At 72.5% G+C, this 19,779-nt stretch carries 15 protein-coding genes, 1 tRNA gene and 1 other RNA gene; 8 read left to right on the top strand and 9 right to left on the bottom strand.

The genetic code is table 11. The annotated features are described in order from the left end of the window. Positions 1–51 precede the first annotated feature (51 nt). From OG852_RS25110 to ffs, 4 genes are all read right to left on the bottom strand, one after another. Positions 52–1,968 (bottom strand): hypothetical protein, encoded by a 1,917-nt coding sequence (locus OG852_RS25110; protein WP_330351489.1) that lies wholly within the window; start codon positions 1,966–1,968, stop codon positions 52–54. 364 nt (positions 1,969–2,332) lie between these two features. After that, on the bottom strand, positions 2,333–3,586 hold the full coding sequence (gene purD, locus OG852_RS25105) for a phosphoribosylamine--glycine ligase (protein ID WP_133916863.1): 1,254 nt from the start codon (positions 3,584–3,586) through the stop codon (positions 2,333–2,335). Between the two features lie 202 nt (positions 3,587–3,788). Continuing rightward, positions 3,789–6,167 (bottom strand): DNA polymerase III subunit gamma and tau, encoded by a 2,379-nt coding sequence (locus OG852_RS25100; RefSeq protein WP_133916864.1) that lies wholly within the window; start codon positions 6,165–6,167, stop codon positions 3,789–3,791. Positions 6,168–6,262: 95 nt separating this feature from the next. Beyond that, positions 6,263–6,361: signal recognition particle sRNA small type (ffs, locus tag OG852_RS25095), an RNA gene on the bottom strand. 96 nt (positions 6,362–6,457) lie between these two features. Between ffs and OG852_RS25090 the strand changes: the two genes are divergently transcribed. After that, positions 6,458–6,542 (top strand) — tRNA-Ser (locus OG852_RS25090). A 175-nt stretch (positions 6,543–6,717) separates the two neighbouring features. Here OG852_RS25090 and OG852_RS25085 read toward each other — a convergent pair. From OG852_RS25085 to OG852_RS25075, 3 genes are all read right to left on the bottom strand, one after another. After that, the gene (locus OG852_RS25085; RefSeq protein ID WP_330349013.1) at positions 6,718–7,119 is read right to left on the bottom strand and encodes a DNA-binding protein; all 402 of its coding nucleotides are present in this window, start codon (positions 7,117–7,119) and stop codon (positions 6,718–6,720) included. Continuing rightward, entirely contained in the window at positions 7,116–7,364 is a 249-nt protein-coding gene (locus OG852_RS25080) for a hypothetical protein (protein ID WP_133916866.1), read from the bottom strand. Before OG852_RS25080 ends, OG852_RS25085 begins: the two co-directional genes overlap by 4 nt. Before the next feature lie 150 nt (positions 7,365–7,514). After that, the gene (locus tag OG852_RS25075) at positions 7,515–7,826 is read right to left on the bottom strand and encodes a hypothetical protein (RefSeq protein ID WP_330349012.1); all 312 of its coding nucleotides are present in this window, start codon (positions 7,824–7,826) and stop codon (positions 7,515–7,517) included. Positions 7,827–8,090: 264 nt separating this feature from the next. Between OG852_RS25075 and OG852_RS25070 the strand changes: the two genes are divergently transcribed. The 5 genes from OG852_RS25070 to OG852_RS25050 all read left to right on the top strand — a co-directional run bounded on the left by OG852_RS25070 (position 8,091) and on the right by OG852_RS25050 (position 14,872). After that, complete coding sequence (locus OG852_RS25070; protein WP_330349011.1) at positions 8,091–10,898, top strand: DEAD/DEAH box helicase; 2,808 nt, start codon at positions 8,091–8,093, stop codon at positions 10,896–10,898. Further along, on the top strand, positions 10,895–12,130 hold the full coding sequence (locus OG852_RS25065) for an SWIM zinc finger family protein (RefSeq protein ID WP_330349010.1): 1,236 nt from the start codon (positions 10,895–10,897) through the stop codon (positions 12,128–12,130). The genes OG852_RS25070 and OG852_RS25065 overlap by 4 nt, the downstream gene beginning before the upstream one ends. Positions 12,131–12,612: 482 nt before the next feature. After that, positions 12,613–14,088: an AAA family ATPase gene (locus tag OG852_RS25060; protein WP_330349009.1), complete on the top strand. Its 1,476-nt coding sequence runs from the start codon at positions 12,613–12,615 to the stop codon at positions 14,086–14,088. Positions 14,089–14,256: 168 nt separating this feature from the next. Then, positions 14,257–14,547, top strand: a complete 291-nt coding sequence (locus OG852_RS25055) for a TetR/AcrR family transcriptional regulator (protein WP_330349008.1) — start codon at positions 14,257–14,259, stop codon at positions 14,545–14,547. 16 nt (positions 14,548–14,563) lie between these two features. Continuing rightward, positions 14,564–14,872 carry a hypothetical protein gene (locus tag OG852_RS25050; RefSeq protein WP_330349007.1) on the top strand — a complete coding sequence of 103 codons (309 nt, stop codon included), beginning with the start codon at positions 14,564–14,566 and terminating at the stop codon, positions 14,870–14,872. A 71-nt stretch (positions 14,873–14,943) separates the two neighbouring features. Here OG852_RS25050 and OG852_RS25045 read toward each other — a convergent pair whose 3' ends face one another. Beyond that, entirely contained in the window at positions 14,944–15,900 is a 957-nt protein-coding gene (locus OG852_RS25045) for an EamA family transporter (RefSeq protein ID WP_330349006.1), read from the bottom strand. A 225-nt stretch (positions 15,901–16,125) separates the two neighbouring features. Next, complete coding sequence (locus OG852_RS25040) at positions 16,126–17,151, bottom strand: LacI family DNA-binding transcriptional regulator (protein ID WP_330349005.1); 1,026 nt, start codon at positions 17,149–17,151, stop codon at positions 16,126–16,128. A gap of 223 nt (positions 17,152–17,374) precedes the next feature. Here OG852_RS25040 and OG852_RS25035 point away from each other — a divergent pair, with 223 nt between their 5' ends. Together OG852_RS25035 and OG852_RS25030 are read left to right on the top strand one after the other, a co-directional pair. Next, entirely contained in the window at positions 17,375–18,157 is a 783-nt protein-coding gene (locus tag OG852_RS25035; RefSeq protein ID WP_133916872.1) for a TIM barrel protein, read from the top strand. A gap of 576 nt (positions 18,158–18,733) precedes the next feature. Then, the gene (locus tag OG852_RS25030) at positions 18,734–19,777 is read left to right on the top strand and encodes a Gfo/Idh/MocA family oxidoreductase (RefSeq protein WP_133916873.1); all 1,044 of its coding nucleotides are present in this window, start codon (positions 18,734–18,736) and stop codon (positions 19,775–19,777) included. The last annotated feature ends 2 nt before the right edge of the window (positions 19,778–19,779 follow it).

The following is a 19,779-nucleotide window of genomic DNA, read 5'->3' as shown; positions in this document are numbered from 1 at the left end:
GGCTCGGCGCTTCGGGGCCTTCCGGGGGCGCGGGGCGGGCCGATGCGCCGGTCAGCCGAGTCGCACCGGCTTCTCCGGACGTATGCCCAGTTCCACCAGCCAGGCGCGCAGGGGGGCCGCGTCGCCTTCCTCGACGAGACTGAGGACACGGGGAGCGAGATCGGCCACGCGTTCGCCGTCGACGAGGAGGGTGGGGCCGTCGAGCCAGTCGAGACCGGGGGTCGCGCCGACGGTGTCCATCGCGGCGCAGCAGACCATCGCCGTGACGTGGTCGGCGAGCAGTTCGCGGTCGGTGCGCGGGGGCTGGAGCGGGAAAAGGGGGAGCGCGCCGTCCTCCCAGAGCGGGCCGTCGGGGCCGCCCTGACCGCCGCTGGGCACGGCCGGGGTCGCCGCCTCCTCGCGCACCACCTCGACACCGAGCCGCGCGGCAAGGGCCGTGCTGTGGGGGTTGGGGGCGGGGAGCTCGTCCTCGTCGTAGTCGTCGTCCAGGGTGGGGGGTGGGGTCGGGGCGGGGGTGGACTCCACGGAGCCTGTGGGGTCGACGGGAGCCATGGAGGCCGTCGGGGCGGCACCCGCGTTCGACGGTGAGTCGGGCTCTGTCGGGCCGGTCGGGTCCGTCGGGTCTGTCGGGCCGGTCGGGTCCGTCGGGTCTGTCGGGTCCGTCGGGTCGGTCGGGTCCGTCGGGTCGGTCGTCAGGTGGTCCAGGACGCGGGCCAGGGTGGGGCCGGCCTGGTGGTGGGACGGGGGGCCGGGGGTGGGGCGGACGACGAGCGCGTCGAGGACGCGGTGGAGGCGGGCCGCATCGGTGCGCCATTTACGGTCGACGACTTCCTCCGGGTACTCCTGCCAGTCCACCGGGGACCAGTCCGGGCCGGGCTCCGCGGGGCCGCCGTGGAAGAGGCGGGCGGCGAGCAGGGAGGCGGCCTCGTCGACGGCGCCGGGTTCTTCGAGAAGGTCACAGGCCGGCCGCTCCCCGAGGCGGGAGGCGAAACCCTCGGCCAGGCGGTCCCGGCGGGAGAGCTCCGTCAGGGCCGCCACCACACCCGCGTCGAGCCGGGAGGGCCAGCGGCCCATCCGCCAGGCCGGCAGGGCGACCCGGGTCAGCAGCCGGTCCCAGCCCGCGTACGCGAGGCCCACCTGCTCCTGGGCGACGATCCGCAGCCCGTAGTCCACGGCCTGTGCGCGCTCGGCCGCCGCCGCGGCCACGCCCCGCTCCATCTCGGCGGCGTGCACCTGGCAGTTCCGCAGCATCAGCCGGCTGACCCACTCGATCCCGGCACAGACGAGGCGGGAGGCGGGACAGCGCCCACGGTCGGCGGAGACGGCCACGGCGGCGTCCAGTCCCCGTACGAAACGCCGGGCCGCCGCTATGTCGGGGTGCGCCGAGGGGCCCGTACCGGCGACGACCGGGGCGAGGACGGCGCGCAGTTCGCCGACGCGCATCCACCACAGGAAGGGGGAGCCGATGACGAGGACCGGCGCCGTCGCCGTACGACGGGGCAGGTGGTGGCGGCTCGGGCCGGCACCGGCTATCTCGTCGCCGACGCGGGGCGCGGGCGGGCCGTGGGCCGGATGGGTGCGGTCCTCCAGCCAGCTGTCGCAGTCCGGGGTGAGCGCTATGGCGGAGGGCGCGGGGACGTCGAGACGGTCGGCGAGGTCGCGCACCAGCCGGTACAGATCGGGTGCCGCCTCCTCGGCGACGGCGACCGTGGGGCTGACGGCGGGGCGGGCACGGGCCACGACCAGGCCCACGACACCCGCGGCGAGCAGCACGACCAGCGCGACCACGCCCACCACCCAGCGGGCGCCGTCCCAGCCCGGGCCCATGAAGTGCCCGGTGGAGCCACCGGCGAGCAGGATCACGGCGGCGGCCGCGGGCAGCAGCGCGACGGCGAGCGCCCGGCTGCGGATGCGCAGCACGGCCAGCGCCCGGGCCCGCGCGCTCTGCGTGCCCGCCTCCACACCCATGCCGGTCACGACCGGAACTCACCCCCTCGCCGTCTCGCGGTCCTCGCTCGCCTGCTCTTGCTCACTCCCCCACTGTGGCACCCGCCACTGACATCGCAATGCAAGTGGGCCAAGTGCCGGAATGCTTGCGCCGCACCCTAGTTGGCGCTCCGGTCTCCGTCAGCCGGATAGCTCAGCGCTCACTCGATGGAATGGCTTTGGGGAAAGGTGCGGGACGGTGGGCAACGATCAGGCCCCGGGTTTCGCGGGAGTCCGCGAGGGGCTCCCACAGGGCCCGGGGCCTGAGGTACGCAGGTGGTGCGTCGGTGACGCACAGGGGCCGCGCTGGGCGGATCCTGGCTCTTCGCGGGGTGCGCGCGGGCTGCTACGCGCCCGCCGCGGCCTTCGCGGCGATGTCCGTACGGTGCTGGGAACCGTCGAGACCGATGCGCGCGACGGCGTCGTACGCCCGCTCGCGGGCCTCGGTCAGGTCCGTGCCGGTCGCGGTGACGGACAGGACGCGGCCACCGGCGCTGACGACCGTCTCGCCGTCCTTCTTCGTCCCCGCGTGCAGCACGTAGGCGTGCGGGGCGTCCTCGGCGGCCACCTCGGCGAGACCGGTGATCGGGTCGCCGGTGCGGGGGGTGCCGGGGTAGTTGTGCGAGGCGATGACGACGGTGACGGCCGCGTCGTCGCTCCAGCGCAGCGGCTCCAGGTCGGCGAGGGTGCCGGTGGCCGCCGCGAGCAGGACACCCGCGAGCGGGGTCCTCAGCCGGGCCAGGACGACCTGTGTCTCAGGGTCGCCGAACCGGGCGTTGAACTCGATGACGCGCACCCCGCGGGAGGTGATCGCGAGGCCGGCGTAGAGCAGCCCGGAGAACGGGGTGCCGCGGCGGCGCATCTCGTCGACGGTCGGCTGGAGGACGGTCGTCAGGACCTCCTCGACCAGCTTCGGGTCGGCCCACGGCAGCGGGGAGTACGCGCCCATGCCGCCGGTGTTCGGGCCCTCGTCGCCGTCGAGCGCGCGCTTGAAGTCCTGGGCGGGCTGGAGCGGGAGGACCGTCTCGCCGTCGGTGATCGCGAAGAGGGAGACCTCGGGGCCGTCGAGGAACTCCTCGATGACCACGCGCTCGCAGGCCGCGGCATGCGCCTTGGCCACCTCGAGGTCGGCGGTCACGACGACACCCTTGCCGGCCGCGAGACCGTCGTCCTTCACGACGTACGGCGCACCGAACGCGTCGAGGGCCTCGGCGGCCTCCTCGGCGGTCGTGCAGACGTACGAACGGGCGGTCGGGACCGCGGCCCCGGCCATGACCTCCTTGGCGAAGGCCTTCGACCCCTCGAGCTGCGCGGCCTCCCGGGACGGCCCGAAGACCGGGATCCCCGCCTCCCGTACGGCGTCGGCGACCCCGGCCACCAGTGGCGCCTCCGGGCCTACGACGACCAGCTCGGCGCCGAGCTCCCGCGCCAGCGCGGCCACGGCGTCGCCGTCCAGGGCGTCGACCGCGTGCAGCTCGGCGACCTCGGCGATGCCGGCGTTGCCGGGGGCGCAGTGCAGGGCGGTGACCGCGGGGTCGAGGGACAGTGAGCGGCACAGGGCGTGTTCGCGGGCGCCGCTGCCGATGACGAGGACGTTCACAGGGGTCAGCCTAACGGGAGGGGGCGGGTTCCCTTTGTGCGGGAGGCTGAGGGACGGGGGGGTCGGGCGTTCGTAGGTTTATCCGAAGGAGGGCCGTGTCGCGCGGGGTGCGGTGCGGTGATCAGGCCGGTGGGCGCCGAGCTCTCTGCTCCGCCCGGCGCCGAGCTCTCTGCTCCCGGGGGCCGGGCCGGGACCGCGGCGCCTACTCGTTGGTGTACTCCTCCACCACCGTGGCCCCCAGCTCGCGCACGATCAGTTCGTGGCCGGAGAGAGCCGACTCGTTGAGGTCGGGGTCGTCGTCCTCGGGAATGTCGTCCTCGGGGGCCACCGGCTCCGGGGCAGGGGCCTGGGCAGGGGCGGGGGCCACCGCGGGACCGCTGGGGGACGCGGGCGCAGAGGTGGAGGGGGACGGGGTGTGCGGGGCGGGACCGGCGGAGGCCGGGGGCTGGGGGGACGGGGCGCTGCCGCCGTAGCCGCCGCCCGGAGCGCCGTAGGAGGAGGAGGCGCCGTATCCGCCCTGCGCACCACCGCCGCCGCCCGGAGCGCCGTGACCGCCGGTCGGCGCGGGGGCCGGTCCACCCGACGGGTCGATGACCGCCTCGATCTTCCACTGGACGTTGAACTGCTCGGCCAGGGCCTGGCGCAGCACGTCCTCGCTGCCGCTGCTCGCGAAGTTGTCACGGGCGCCGGCGTTGACGAAGCCGAGCTGGAGGGTGGTGCCGTCGAAGCCGGCGACATGGGCGTTCTGGCTGAGGAGGATCCAGGTGAAGCGGCGTCGGTTCTTGACCGCCTCCAGGATGTTGGGCCACAGCATGCGGGGATCGAGGCCACCGGCGGTGGGTGCGTAGGCGCCGGCGGCCGGTGCGCCGGCGGCTGGCGGGGCCGCGGAGGCGGGGGGCCGGGCAGGGGCCTGGGCGGGCTGCGGAGCCTGGGCGGCGGGGGATGCCGCTGGGGGACGTACCGCTCCACCACCCGCGGGGGTGGCCGTGGGCCAGCCGCCCGGCCGGCGTCCGCTGCCCGCGGCGGTGGCGGTGGGCCAGGCCCCGGCGGCGGGGGGCTGGGAGGGCGGCTGCGCGGGACCGGCTTCCGGGGCGGGAGGCGCGGAGGGCCCTGCGGGCGGGGCGGAGGCCGCGGCGGCGGGGGGCGTGGCGGAGGGCTGCGCCGGGGCCTGGGCGGGGGGCTGCCCAACCGGCGGGCCGGAAGGCTGAGACTGCGGCTGCCCCTGGGCCGGGGCCTGCCCGGCGTAGGGGGCCGGACCGGCTGCTCCGGCGCCCGCGCCGCCCCGCACCGCCGCACGGGCGGCGGCCGCTCCGCCTCCCGGCGGGATCGGGGCGCCGCCGGTCGCGGCGGGAGCGCCGTGGGCCTCGGGGCCGGGCACGTACCCCACGGGGGGCATGCCCTGGACGCCACCGGCGGAGAAGTTCACGCCGCGCTCGATGCGGTCGAGGCGGGCCATGACGGAGCGCTCGTCGCCGTAGGCGGCGGGAAGCAGCACGCGCGCACAGATCAGCTCGAGCTGGAGGCGGGGCGAGGTGGCGCCGCGCATCTCGGTGAGGCCCTCGTTGACGAGGTCGGCGGCACGGCTGAGCTCGGCGGCGCCGAAGACACCGGCCTGGGCCTGCATGCGCTCCAGGACGTCGGCGGGGGCGTCGAAGAGCCCCTTCTCGGCGGCGTCCGGGACGGCGGCGAGGATGACGAGGTCACGCAGCCGCTCCAGGAGGTCGGCGACGAACCGCCGTGGGTCGTTGCCCCCCTCGATGATCCGGTCCACGACCTCGAAGGCGGCCGCCCCGTCACCCGTGGCGAAGGCCTCGACGACCGAGTCGAGCAGCGTGCCGTCCGTGTAGCCGAGGAGGGAGGTGGCCATGGCGTACGTCACACCGGCGTCGCTCGCGCCCGCGAGGAGCTGGTCCATGACGGACATGGAGTCACGCACGGAACCGGCGCCCGCGCGCACGACGAGCGGCAGCACGCCTTCCTCGACCGGGATGTCCTCCTTCTGGCACACCTCGCCGAGGTACTCCCGGAGGGTGCCGGGCGGGACGAGCCGGAACGGGTAGTGGTGCGTACGCGACCGGATCGTCCCGATGACCTTCTCGGGCTCGGTGGTGGCGAAGATGAACTTCAGATGCTCCGGGGGCTCCTCGACGACCTTGAGGAGCGCGTTGAAACCGGCCGACGTGACCATGTGGGCCTCGTCGATGATGTAGATCTTGTAGCGGCTGCGGGCGGGCCCGAAGAAGGCCTTCTCGCGCAGGTCACGGGCGTCGTCCACACCACCGTGCGAAGCGGCGTCGATCTCGATGACGTCGATCGAACCCGGGCCGTTGCGCGCGAGGTCGCGGCAGGAGTCGCACTCCCCGCAGGGAGTCGGCGTCGGGCCCTTCTCGCAGTTCAGACAGCGGGCCAGGATGCGCGCGCTGGTGGTCTTCCCGCACCCACGCGGCCCGCTGAACAGGTACGCGTGATTGACCCGGTTGTTCCGCAGCGCCTGCTGCAGCGGGTCGGTGACATGCTCCTGCCCGATGACCTCGGCGAACGACTCCGGGCGATAGCGGCGGTACAGCGCGAGAGACGACACGCATACGAGGTTATAGGCGCCCACTGACATCCGGCCCCGCGCACGATCCCGGGCCACTCACGGAAACGCGGCCCTTGAAACGGCCCGCCCCCGGACACGCGAGCGCCCCCCACGCACCCGCCAGAGCCAACCTACCCTTGCTGCCTTCCGGCCCTGGGGGAGTTCAGTCAGATAGCGCCGCGTGAGGGGCTGCCCAAACAGTACCCGATGCCGACGGCCAGGAACGACCCCGCCGGACCGTCGAGGAACGAGTTCGCGAGCACTCCTCTCGGTCATGTAATGTTTCCGGCGGAGGATTCGCCTAGAGGCCTAGGGCGCACGCTTGGAAAGCGTGTTGGGGGCAACCCCTCACGAGTTCGAATCTCGTATCCTCCGCAGCCGCCTGAACAGGCGAAACGAAGAGCCGGACCGCTTAGTGCGGTCCGGCTCTTCGGCATGCCCTGGTTGCAGTTTCGGTTGCGTTTATAGGCAACATTCGGGACATACCTGCCAGGCAGAAAGACGCACGCTCGCATCCGTGGGGCGACTGACGACGGAGTCACGGCAGCCGTCATAGCCCGATCATCCGGACCTTGCCGCCGCACAGCCGGGTCATGTCATCGATATCCGACGTGAGAATGGCGACCGGGCCAGGCTGACGCAAGGCCGCTTCGGCGACGGTGGCGTCGATCGCGTACTTGTGTCCGTGCAGGCCGACGCTCTTGAGCAGTTGTGCCGCCGCCTTGGCCGTCGCCTCGGTGACCGGCTCCACCTTGACCCGGGAGAGCGCCCATTGCAGTCGGGGCAGGTTCACCCTGGTGTGGCTCACCTCCACGATGGTGTTGGCGCTGACGACAAGGTCCGCTCCCATGTCGTGGAACACCTGGAACATCGCCAGAACCTTCCGATCCTGCGCCACCCAGGCCGACAACCCCTCGCTGTCCAGGACGACAGTCTCGATGTGCCCGCTCACGCAGCGCTCGCGCCACCGGCGGCCTGCGTCGTACCGAAGATCCGCGCCCGCGCCTCGGCCAGCTCTTCCTCACTGAAGGCCCCGTGCTCGTCTGCGTGGCTGCGCAGGTCGGCCCCCAGAAGCTGGTGCCGGATCTGTCTGGCAACCGCTTCGGCCACGTAGCCGGAGATGTTGTCCGTGATCTTCTTCAGCTCCGCCACCTGCTCGGTGGGGAGTGTCACCGTGATGCGCGTGGTGTCAGCCATAGCGGTAAGCATACTGCGGTATGCGTGCTATGTGCTCTCTGTTTACCGCGGTCGGTCCGGTCAGCTGCAATCGGGGCGGCCGCCCGTTCGAGCACGGGCTCAGGTCGGTTCGAGCACGGGCTCAGCTGTGCAGTTGTGCGGCGCGTCAGTTCAGCGGGCCCAGTAGCGGTGTGCCTCGATCCATTGCGAGCCCTCCGGGGCGGGCTCGGGCAGCGGCAGGTCCAGAATTCCGATGTCCTGTCGGACCGGCCCCCGGACGCAGCGTGCGACCACGCGCCCGTCCTCGGCCAGATCGACACCGACCACGTTCACCTCGACGCCGAGAACAGTCGTGGCGAACGGTACGGCAAGGCTCTCCTCGATCATCGTGAAGAAGGCGGTGAGCTGCTCATCCTCGCCGTAGGCGTCGACGGTGACCTCTTCGATCAACGCCTCCAGCACGGCTGGGTCCCAGGTGCTCATGGCCTCACCGTAGCGCCGCACCGTACGGTTGAGGACCGGTGTGTTCAGCAGCGGCATATCCGCCGCGCGCCGTCGCCAGCAGTCAAGCCAGGGCCTGCGGTTGCCAGCGTGTGAGGTTGCCTGGTGGGGTTCGGTGGTGAGCAGGCCAGGGGAGCGTCCGGCAAGCGAACAGGGCGGAAGAGAGTGGCACGAGTCGTCGTACGAGAGCCGAGTACGGGCGCGAGGAACGCACCGCCGCTGGCCCGGCGGGAAACATCCGCCTTCGTGAGGGAACTGCTCGGCGCCGGCTGGGCGGCGGTGTTCCTGGCCGGTGAGCCCGCCCGCCTCGGGCGGCTACTGCTGTGGAAGCCGACCGGGGCAGCAGCCGAAGACAGCATGGAACCCACCGGCCTTGAGACCGAGGCGGTGGAGCTGGTCCTGCCGCACGGCCGCTCGGTCAGGCGGCGCAAGGTCGAGGGTTACGCGCTGCCTGTCGCCGTCGCCGTCTCCGCCCTGGCCGATGCGGAGCCGACGCATCCTTCCAGCGCCGCCTGGCAGGCCGCCGCCTGGTTCGCGCTGCGGCTGCTCGCTGACGGCCGTCTGCACCCGGCCCTCACTCCCGCCGGTTACGACACCTGGCAGGTGGGTCCTTTTACCGCCGCCCAGCGCCAGACGCTGGACGCCCTGGCCGCCGCCTTCCCGCCACACGCCCACTGCCTGCCCGAGCCAGGCCCTGCGCCGGTACGGATCACCGAACCGGCCGCACTGGTACGCCAGTTCTGCGACGCGGTCGCCGATGATCTGGTCCGTACGCCGGCCGCGCCGCTCGCCATGGGAGCGCTGCCGTACGCCTGGCGCGAGGCCCATGCCGTGCCCGCCTTGCGTGAATGGGCCGAGGAAACCCAGGCGGCGCTCACCTCCGAGGTCAGTGTCTCCCTGCGCGTCGACGTACCCGAAGGACGCCGACGGCAGTTCCGGGCCGTCCTGCAACTGCACACCGCGGCGGACCCGGCGCTCGTCATCGAGGCCGCGCGGCTGTGGAGCGAGCCGACCGAAGTGGAGCGGCTGCTCGGCCCGCGCGCCGAGACCGAGACCCTGCTCGCCCTGCGTCGCGGCGCCCGTGCCTGGCCCCCGCTGCGGAGAATGCTCGACGATGCCGCTCCCGATCAGCTCAGGTTGACCGACGACGAAGCCTTCGAGCTCCTCGGGGACGCCACGGACGCGCTGCGCGCGGCCGGTGTCGACGTGCACTGGCCGCGCGAACTGGTCAAGGCGCTCACCGCGACCGCGGAGATCGGGCAGCGCACCGCCCCCGGTTCCGCCGCGGGCGGCCTGCTGGACACCGAGGCCCTCCTCGACTTCCGCTGGCAGGTCTCCCTCGGCGGCGAGCCGCTCACCGAAGCCGAGATGGATGCCCTCGCAGAGTCCCGCCGTCCCCTCGTCCGGCTTCGCGACCAGTGGGTGGTCGCCGACCCGAAGCTGGTGGCCCGCGCCAAGCGCCGCCGGATGGAACCGCTCACCCCCATGGAGGCGTTGAGCGCCGCGCTGACCGGCGAGACCGAGCAAGACGGTGACCGGGTCCCCTGTGCGGCGGTCGGTGCACTCGGCGACCTGGTCGCTCGTATCCGCGATCCCGAGTCCCGCACCCCCGTGCCCCAGCCCGCCGCCCTCAACGCCACGTTGCGCGAGTACCAGAAGCGAGGTCTGGCCTGGCTGGCCGAGATGTGCGCACTCGGCCTCGGCGGCTGTCTCGCCGACGACATGGGCCTGGGCAAGACCATCACCTTGCTCGCTCTGCACCTGCACCGCCAGACCGACCCCTCCACCGCGGGCCCCACCCTTGTCGTCTGCCCGGCCTCTCTGCTCGGCAACTGGCAGCGCGAGGCCGCCAGATTCGCACCGTCCACCCCCGTACGCCGCTATCACGGCGGCGACCGCCACCTGGGGGACCTGGCCGGCGACGAGATCGTCCTGGTCACCTACGGGGTGCTGCGCCGTGACCGCCAAGTGCTCGCCGAGACCGCCTGGTCGCTGGTGGCCGCCGACGAGGCCCAGCACGTCAAGAACCCCTACGCCGTCACCGCCCGCGAACTGCGCGCCCTGCCCGCCCGCGCCCGCGTCGCTCTCACCGGGACCCCCGTGGAGAACAACCTCTCGGAGCTGTGGGCACTGCTCGACTGGACCACCCCCGGGCTCCTCGGCACGCTCACCGCCTTCCGTGACCGGCATGCCCGCGCCGTCGAGGCGGGCGAGGATCCCGAGGCAGCCGAGCGCCTGTCCCGTCTCGTACGTCCCTTCCTGTTGCGCCGCAAGAAGTCCGACCCCGGCATCGCGCCCGAACTGCCGCCCAAGACCGAGACCGACCGCGTCGTCCCGCTGACGGCCGAGCAGACCATCCTGTACGAGGCACAGGTCCGCGAGACCATGGCGAAGATCGCGGAGTCGGAGGGCATCGCCCGGCGTGGTCTGGTGCTCAAGCTGCTCACCGCGCTGAAGCAGATCTGCAACCACCCCGCCCAGTATCTGAAAGAGCACAGCCTGCGCCAGTCCACTCCCCTGCGGGGCCGCTCCGGCAAGCTCGACCTGCTCGACGAGCTTCTCGACACCATCACCGCCGAAGGCGAATCCGTGCTGGTCTTCACGCAGTACAAACAGATGGCGGCTCTGCTGGAGAAGCATCTGGCCGAGCGCGGCGTCCCCGCTCTCTTCCTGCACGGCGGCACCCCCGTCGCGCGGCGCGAGGAGATGGTGGACCGCTTCCAGCGTGGTGAAGTGCCGGTGTTCCTGCTGTCGTTGAAAGCGGCGGGCACCGGACTCAACCTCACCCGCGCCAGCCACGTCGTGCACTACGACCGCTGGTGGAACCCGGCCGTCGAGGACCAGGCCACCGACCGTGCCTACCGCATCGGCCAGGACAGACCCGTCCAGGTACACAAGCTCCTCGCGGAGGGAACCGTGGAGGACAAGGTGGCGAAGCTGCTCGAAGCCAAGCGCGCGCTCGCCGACGCCGTCGTCGGCTCCGGCGAGGCAGCCCTCACCGAACTGTCCGACGCCGAACTCGCCGAACTCGTCGCCCTGGGAAGGCAGTCATGAGCCCCGCCGTCCCCGGCCCGCGCCGTGCGCCCGCCCGCGGCAAGCGAGCCTTCGCCACGACCTGGTGGGGCCAGGCATGGGTGGCCGCCCTGGAGGACTCCACCCTGGACGCCGGAAGGCTCTCGCGCGGACGCACCTATGCCCGCACAGGCATGGTCGGCCCAGTCACCGTCGCTCCGGGCCAGGTCAACGCCGCTGTCCAGGGCAGCCGCCCGCGCCCGTACCGCTCCTCGGTCCACCTGCCCGTCCTCACCGACCCTCAGTGGGACACCCTGCTCGACACGATCGCGGCCCGCGCCGGGCATCTCGCGGCACTTCTCGACGACGAGATGCCCGCCGAACTCGTGGACGACGCCCGGCACGCAGGCGTCCCACTGCTCCCACTGCCCACCGAGCTTGATCCGGAGTGCTCCTGTCCCGACTGGGGATACCCCTGCAAGCACGCCGCCGCGCTCTGCTACGCCATCGCCGCCACCATCGACACCGACCCGTTCGTGCTCTTCGCACTGCGCGGCCGCGGTCGCGAGGAGGTCTTCGCCCAGCTGCGCGCACTCCGTACGGCAGCACAGGAGACTGCCGCCCCGCCGGCACCGGCCGGCATCCCGGCCGCCGCCGCGTACGCCCACTGGGCCGAAGAGCCCCCCGAACTGCCCGAACTCCCGGAACCCGCCGCCCACACCACAGCACTGCCCGTCGCCCCGCCACCCGGCAGCGGCCTGGCCGCCGCGGACCTGGAACGCCTCATGGCCGACGCCACCGCGCGCGCCGCCCGGCTCCTCGCGGGCGACACCACCGACCTGAACATGACCCAGCACCAGGACGCCGTCCGCATCGCCGCAGGCAACCCCGGACCCGAGTGGTTCCACCACCTGATCCAGAACACTGGCACCAACCCCACTGCCTTCGCACGCCTCACCCGCGCCTGGCGCCACGGCGGCCCCACGGGCATCACCGTCGCCGAACAGCCGTACACCCCCGACCCAACGGTGATGAAGGCCACCCGAACCGCCCTGGATGCGGCCCTCGCCGACATGACCGACTCCCCCACACACCTCAGAACCTGGCGCAACCGCCTCACCCTCACCCACCACGGCATCCAGCTGCGTCTGGGCCCCGACGCCCGCTGGCACCCCTACCTCCAGGACGACGACGGCGAATGGTGGCCCGCGGCACCAGCCGACAGCGACCCGGTCACCGCGCTCACCTCAGCCTGGTCGCAGAAGGGGGAGTAAGGAGGCGATTCCCCGCCGACCAGGAACCACGAGCAGAAGCTGGACACACTCACGCCGCCCCGCTTCCGTGGTTGCAGTTCTGGTTGCATTCACCGGCGTACAGCACCGTTCAGAAGCTCCGCCCGTACCCGCTGCACCGCAGGTCAGGACGTTCCCGTACGCCCCAGAACCCCCGGACGAACATTTGGAAAGCGTGTTGGGGGCAACCCCTCACGAGTTCGAATCTCGTATCCTCCGCAGCCGCCTGAACAGGCGAAACGAAGACCCCGGACCGCTCAGCGGCCGGGGTCTTCGGCGTGCCCTGGTCTCAGTTTCGATCTCACTTATTTCCGGCGAACCCTCGGGATACGGCTCGGACTCAAGGGGTGCGCCCGCGGGCGGCGTCCATCGGCCTGCCTCCTGCTTACGTCTGCACAGTCCAGCATGCGACAGATATAGGAGTATGTTTTATGTAGCTGTACTTCTATGTCTAAGGACGAGGCATGGACAAGCCTGCCGAGATGTTCGACCGGGACTACGAGTGGTCAGCGCTGAGCCGGTTCATCACCGATCCGCAGCCAGGCGCGACCCTCGGGGTGGTCTCCGGACGTCGCCGCCAGGGCAAGACATTCTTGTTGGACGCCGTCTGCCGTGCCGCCGGTGGGTTCTATTTCGGCGCGACCGAAGCAGCCGACGCCGAGTCGCTCCGCCGGATCAGCTCCGCGCTGACCGCTCACGTCCGCCCCGCCAGCCCGTACCACTTCGCCAACTGGTCGGAGGCCGTCGACGCTCTGCTCGCCCTCGGCTCCGAGCGCCCCGTCCCCGTTGTGATCGACGAGTTTCCGTACCTCGCCAAGGCCAACCCGGAGCTCCCCTCGATCATCCAGGAGGCCCTGCGTCCTCTGCGTGACCAGCGCACCGGCTCCCGGACCCGGTTGCTGCTGTGCGGGTCGGCCTTGTCCTTCATGGGCCGGCTGCTGTCAGGCAACGCTCCTCTGCGCGGCCGGGCGGGACTCGAACTCGTCGTACGCCCCCTCGACCACCGTCTCGCCGCCGAGTTCTGGAACATCACGGATCCCCGTCTTGCACTGCAGGTCAACTCGATCGTCGGCGGTACTCCCGCCTATCGGCGTGAGTTCGCCCGAGGTGACAGTCCAGCCGGGCTGGAGGACTTCGACGATTGGGTCGTACGTACGGTCCTCAATCCCGAGACGCCCCTCTTTCGCGAGGCTCGGTACCTGCTGGCCGAGGAACCAGACCTGCGTGACACCGCCCTGTACCTGTCCGTTCTGGCGGCCGTGGCCGACGGCAACGCCACGCGTGGAGGCATGGCCGGGTATCTGGAGCGCAAGGCCACCGACATCGCACACCCCATCAACGTCCTCGAGGACGCCGGTCTGCTGTACCGGGACGCCGACGCCTTCCGCGACAACCGCCCCACCTACCGCATCGCCGAACCACTGATCGGCTTCTACCACGCCATCATGCGCCCGGTATGGGACCAGCTGGAGCGCCCCGGCAGCGCTGCCCGGGTCTGGCAGGCCAGCCGTCGCCGTTTCGTCAGCAACGTCATGGGTCCCCATTTCGAGCAGGTCTGCCGCGACTGGGCCCTGCATCATGCCGACGCCGATGTACTCGGTGGCCTGCCCGCCCGCGTCGGCCATGGAGTGGTCCACGACCCCAAAGCCCGCACCGGCCACGAGGTCGACGTGGCCGTTGTGGGCATCGCTGACGGACACGCCAAGCCCCCGCTGCTGGCCATCGGCGAAGCCAAGTGGAACAACACCATGGGCGTCGCCCACATCGAACGCCTCAAGCACATCCGCGAGCTCATCGCCCAGGCCGGCCGCTACGACACCACGCGCACTCGCTTGCTGTGCTTCAGCGGAGCAGGCTTCCATGACAAGGCACACGCCGCTACTGAGACCTCACCGAGCATTCGACTCGTCGACCTGACAAGCCTCTACGGCCAGGCGTAAGCAAGCTGGCATGGCAGTCGGTACCGGAGCGAGCGGTACCACCAGTCGCCGCTTTCCGGGCAGCGGGCGCCACAAGACCCAGAGAAGAGTCGCGCCACCTGGGCGTCGGACTCCAGGCCGCGCAGCGGGTTCGGTACGGCGAGGGTGGTGCAGCCCTGTGCCTGGAGCTTGGCGACGACTCCCTTCCACATGCCGGAGTCGCCGAAGGCGCCGTGGACCACTGCCCCGGAGCTCCACCCCAAGGACCGGCTGCTGCGCACGGCGTCCCGCCTGTTCCACGCCGAGGGCATCCACGCCGTCGGCGTGGAACGCCTCATCACCGAGGCCAAGGTCACGCGCGCCACCTTCTACCGGCACTACCCCAGCAAGGACGACTTGGTCTCCGCCTACCTGACGACCACGGCCGAGGGGATCCGGGACGCGGTCGGCCGGGCGCGAGCCGGCAAGCCGGCCGCATGACGCGGTCCGCGCGGTGATGGCTGTACTCGGCGACTCCACCCTGGAAGACGGCTTCCGTGGCTGCCAGTTCCTCAACGCCGCCGCCGAATACCCCGACCGCACCCACCCCGTGCGCGCGGTCATCGACGACCAGCGCACGTGGCTGTTCGAGGTGCTCCGCGATCTCTCCGCCGATCTGGGCCACCCGGACCCCGGGTATGCCGCGCGCGTACTCGTCCTGCTGCACGACGGCGCGTTCCAGGCAGCGGAACTCGGCGACCCCGCGGTCGTCCGCGAGACACTGCGCCGAGCCGTCGACGAGGTGTTCCCCGCGGAGGGGGCCTGACCGGGACGCCGTCGGGGGCGGTGGTCAGGCCCCCTGGCGCACCAGGCCGCGCGGGCCGAGTGGCCGGACCGCTAGCGGCGGCGGGGGGTGGGGAAGGTCAGGAGGGTCAGGGACAGGGTGAGGACGGCCAGGCCCGCCCAGGAGGTGGCGGGGAGGCGTTCGGCGAGGACCGTGACGCCCAGGACGGCGGCCACCGCCGGTTCGGCCAGGGTCAGGGACGTGGCCGCCGACGCGGACGTACGGCGCAGCCCGTGGCCGAAGAGGCGGTAGGCCAGGTAGACGGTGAACAGGGCGAGGTACACCGTCACCGCCGCGCCCCGGGGCGTGGCGATCCAGCGCAGGTCCATGGAACCCAGCAGGGGCAGGACGAGCAGCCCGGCCGCGCCGAACAGCACGCCCATCACCGCGTCCGAGGAGTGTCCGCGGGTGATCAGACGGCCGCCGATCAGGGAGTAGACGGCGTAGGACAGTCCCCCGCAGGCGGCGAGCGCCACGCCGGTCAGGTCGATCGGGGTGGCCTCGCCGCTGAGCTCGGGCCCGAGGACCAGGAGCGTGCAGCCGAGGACGGCCGCCGCGGTGGCGCCGGTCCAGCGTGCGGTCGGGCGGGCCTGTCCGGTGAGCCAGGACAGCAGACCGGCGAAGACCGGCGCGCTGCCGAGCGCGATCACGGTGGCGACCGCCACCCCGGTCCGGGCCACGGCCGGGTAGAACGTGACGGGGTACCCGGCCACCGCGAGCGCGCCCAGGGCGAGCAGTCGGCGTTCGCCGCGGGTGCAGGCGGCGGGCAGGGAACGGGCGCCCCGGGAGGTGAGGAACAGCAGGAGACCGCCGAGGGCCAGTCCGGCGGAGCCGATGGCCGCGGCGGGCGCGTCGGCGGGTGCCAGGGAGCCGGCGGTTCCGGTCGTGCCCCACATCACGGCCGCGATCAGGATGGGGGCGGGGCCGCTGAGGAGGCCGGCGGTGCGAGAGGGGCGCGGGGCGGCGTCGGATGCGCGCGCGGGGGTCAGGGGGGTGGTGCGGTTCGGCACAGTCGTGAACCTTCGTTGTCGCATGCGTCGGGGACTGGATCCGCAACGGGCGCACGACAACAGCCCCTGACCGAGTTCGCTCGGTGGGGGCCGGGGAGATCAACCGCCGGTGTCCGCGCCCGTCAGGCGCAGAGGGGCGGCAGAACGACGTGCCAGTAGGTGTTCACCCGGCCGATCGTACCGGGGGATGAGGGCAGGGGGCCGGGGTGCTGTACGGCGGCTCGATCAGCCCGCCGACGCCGTCGTGCCGCGGGTCACCAGGCGGGGTGCGACGACCTCCTCCCCGGCCGGGGTGTCGCTCGCCTCCAGGCGGGCCGTGACATGGGTGACCGCGAGTTCGGCCATGCGGGGAATGTCCTGGGCCACGGTCGTGAGGTCGACGTGGGGCAGGCGGGCCAGACGGCTGTCGTCGAAGCCGACCACCGAGATCTCGCCGGGGACCGGGACACCCGCGCGGAAGAGGGTGTGGAGCGCGCCGGTGGCGCACGCGTCGTTGAAGGCCAGGAGGGCGCCGGGCCGGGGGGTGGTGGCGAGGAGGGCGGTGGCCGCGGCGGCGCCGTCCTCGGCGGCGAGTCCTCCGGGCAGGACACGGATGCGGTCGGCGAGGCCGTGACGGTTCATGGCGGTGCGGTAGCCGCGGCGGCGTTCGGCCGCGCCCGGTGCCCGGCCGCCGTCGATGTGGGCGATGTCGCGGTGGCCGAGCGCCACCAGGTGGTCGACGGCCTGGCGGGCGCCCTCGTCGTCGGCCGTGCGGACGACGTGGACGCCCTCGATCGCCGGGCGCAGTCGCCGGGCCACGGAGACCAGCGGCAGGAGGGCGGCGAGTTCGGCGAGGCGCGCGGCGGGGGCCCGGGGCCCGAGCAGGATCAGCGCTTCGCAGCGGTCGCCGAGCAGTGACTCGACCGCCTGGCGCTCGCTGCGGCCGGCGGCGACGGGGCTGAGGGCGATCTGGTAGCCGACGGACTCCGCGGCGGCGTAGAGCTGTTCGACCAGGTCGGTGTGGAACGGCTCCTGGATCTCGAACTGCACGCCGATCAAGTGGGTGCGGTTGCTGCGCAGCAGCCGGGCGCGGGAGTCGGGGCGGTAGCCGATCCCGCGGGCGGCTTCGAGGACACGCTCGCGGGTGGCCGGGCTCGCGCCCTTGGCTCCGCGCATCACGATGGAGACCAGCGCCGTGGACACACCGGCGCGTGCGGCGACGTCGGCGAGTGTCGGCCGACGGCCGTCGGGGGCCCCGGGGGACGGTGGCACGGCGGTCCTCCCTGGTCGAGTACGTGGTCACTGGGTGCGGCGGCCGACCGACGGCGCCTGCGGGGGCCGGCTCCCGTACCGCCGACGATCGTAGACGAGGACGAACTCTCTGGTCAGGTGTACTGCAACGTTCTAGACCGGATGTCTTGACATGGCCCTCCTGGGCTGGCGTACTGACCGCAGACTTCTAGAACGTTCTAGTCTCTGAGAGGGGCGAACGACGATGTTCACGCTGGCGGTCTGCGCCGAGATGGTCTTCCGGGACCTGCCCGTCGACGAGCGGGCACGACGTATCCACGACGCGGGTTTCCAGGTCGAGATCTGGGACTGGACCCGGCACGACCTCGACGCGCTGGCCCGCACCCCGGCCGAGTTCTCCTCGATGACCGGTTACATACGCGGGAACCTCACCGACCCGGACGGCGTGGCCGAACTGCTGCGCACCGCCCGGGAGTCGATCGACGCGGCCGAGCAACTCGGCTGCCCCCGGCTCAACCTGCACGGCACCGGTCTGGACGGCGAGGGGCTGCCGGTGGTGCCCGTGAAGGGCGAGCCGACCGAGGCGATGTGGGCCGCCGCCCGGGAAACCCTGGGCCGGGTCGCCGAGTTGGGCGAGCGGGCCGGTGTCGTCTTCTGCCTGGAGAACCTCAACACGGCCGTCGATCACCCCGGGGTGCCGTTCGCGAAGGCGGCCGACACGCTGGCGCTGGTCGCCGCCGTGGACCGGCCCGGTCTGCGCATGAACCTGGACCTGTACCACGCGCAGATCGGCGAGGGGAACCTGATCGAGCTGGTCCGCCGGGCCCATGGCCAGGGGCTGATCGGCGAGATCCAGGTGGCCGATGTGCCGGGCCGTTGCGAACCGGGCACCGGTGAGATCAACTACCCCGCCGTCGCCCGCGCCCTCGCCGACCTCGGCTACGACGGCACGATCGCCATGGAGGCCTGGGCCTCCCAGGACAGTGAGAGCGCCCTGCGCCGCTTCCGCACCGCGTTCACCGTCTGACACCGCCCGCGCTTCCTCGCGGACGCTGCCCGCAGGACACACGCCCCGCACGACCCGTAGTCCCGCGGGACGCTGCCCGCACGACCCGTAGTCCCGCGGGACGCTGCCCGCACGACCCGTAGTCCCGCACGACCCGTAGTCCCGCAGGGGCCGTAGACCCGCAAGACCCGTAGGCCCACAGGTCCCGCAGGACCCGTAGCCCCGTAAGACCCGTAGCTCTGTAGCCCCGTAGGCCCCAGCCCCCGTGGCCCCAGGCCCCGTCGCCCCGCAGGTCCCACAAGGCCCGTAGCCCGTAGCCCATAGCCCCGTAGGCCCCAGCCCCCAAAGCCCCCTGCCCCGTCGCCCCGCAGGTCCCACAAGGCCCGTAGCCCGTAGCCCATAGCCCCGTGGGCCCCAGCCCCCAAAGCCCCCGGCCCCGTAGCCCCGTAGGCCCCAGCCCCAAAGCCCCCGGCCCCGTAGCCCCGTAGGCCCCAGCCCCAAAGCCCCCGGCCCCGTAGCCCCGTAGACCCCAGCCCCAAAGCCCCCGGCCCCGTAGACCCCCTACGCCCCCTACGCCCCTACATACGGAGAATCCTCATGTCCAGCTCCCCGCCCCTGGCCGTGGGCCTGATCGGCACCGGCCGTATGGGCTCCTTCCATGCCGAGACGCTCGCGTGGCGGCTGCCCGGCGTGCGGCTCGCCGGCCTCGCCGACCCCGCCCCGGGCGCCGCTCGGCGGCTCGGCGAACGACTGGGCTGCTCCACCGCCCACACGGACGTCGCCGAGCTGCTCGCGGACCCGCGGATCGACGCGGTCGTGATCGCCACCCCGGCCCGTACCCACGCCGACCTGGTCGAGGCCGCGGCCCTGGCGGGCAAGGCGGTCTACTGCGAGAAGCCCATGGCGATCACCCTCGCCGACGCCGACCGGGCCATCGCCGCCGCCGACAAGGCGGGCGTACCGCTCCAGGTCGGCTTCAACCGCCGCTACGACGCCGGTTTCCGCGCCGCCCACGACAAGATCACGGCCGGTGTCATCGGCACCCCGCAGCTGCTGCGCTCGCTCACCCGCGATCCCCGACTGGCCGATCCGTCGCCGATCCCGCCGTGGACCATCTTCCTGGAAACCCTGATCCACGACTTCGACGCCCTGCGCCACCTGAACCCCGGCGCCGAACCCGTCGAGGTCTTCGCGATGGCCGACGCCCTGGTCCGCCCCGACTTCAAGGACCGGGGGCTCCTCGACACGGCGGTGGTCACCATCCGCTTCGACAACGGCGCCCTCGCCACCGCCGAGGCCAGCTTCCAGGCGGTCTACGGCTACGACGTCCGCGGCGAGGTCTTCGGCTCGAACGGCATGCTCACCCTCGGAGACATCCGCCGCACCCACCTCACCGCCTACGGCCCCGACGGCATCACCGCCGACTGCACCACGTACGACCAGGACCTCTTCCATGAGGCCTACGTCGCCGAACTCGCCGACTTCACCGACAGCGTCCGCACCGGGCGCACCCCCCGCGTCACCGGCCGGGACGCCCGCGCCGCGCTGACCGTGGCCCTCGCCGCCGTGCGGTCGGTGACCAGCGGGGGGCCGGTGCGCATCGCCGACATCACCGATGTCGCCGATGTCGTTGCGCCGTAGAC

It is taken from the genome of Streptomyces sp. NBC_00582 (assembly GCF_036345155.1).
In the GTDB taxonomy this organism is placed as follows: domain Bacteria; phylum Actinomycetota; class Actinomycetes; order Streptomycetales; family Streptomycetaceae; genus Streptomyces.
Note: the sequence above shows the minus strand (reverse complement) of the source record. Positions and strands in the feature narration are given on the sequence as shown.

Excerpts from the sequence above, each read along its gene's own strand:
- OG852_RS25075 (WP_330349012.1), bottom strand. The coding sequence starts at position 7,826 with ATGAGCACCTGGGACCCAGCCGTGCTGGAGGCGTTGATCGAAGAGGTC.
- OG852_RS25065 (WP_330349010.1), top strand. The coding sequence starts at position 10,895 with ATGAGCCCCGCCGTCCCCGGCCCGCGCCGTGCGCCCGCCCGCGGCAAG.
- OG852_RS25050 (WP_330349007.1), top strand. The coding sequence starts at position 14,564 with ATGGCTGTACTCGGCGACTCCACCCTGGAAGACGGCTTCCGTGGCTGC.
- OG852_RS25110 (WP_330351489.1), bottom strand. The coding sequence starts at position 1,968 with ATGGGTGTGGAGGCGGGCACGCAGAGCGCGCGGGCCCGGGCGCTGGCC.
- OG852_RS25035 (WP_133916872.1), top strand. The coding sequence starts at position 17,375 with ATGTTCACGCTGGCGGTCTGCGCCGAGATGGTCTTCCGGGACCTGCCC.
- OG852_RS25030 (WP_133916873.1), top strand. The coding sequence starts at position 18,734 with ATGTCCAGCTCCCCGCCCCTGGCCGTGGGCCTGATCGGCACCGGCCGT.
- OG852_RS25060 (WP_330349009.1), top strand. The coding sequence starts at position 12,613 with ATGGACAAGCCTGCCGAGATGTTCGACCGGGACTACGAGTGGTCAGCG.
- OG852_RS25080 (WP_133916866.1), bottom strand. The coding sequence starts at position 7,364 with ATGGCTGACACCACGCGCATCACGGTGACACTCCCCACCGAGCAGGTG.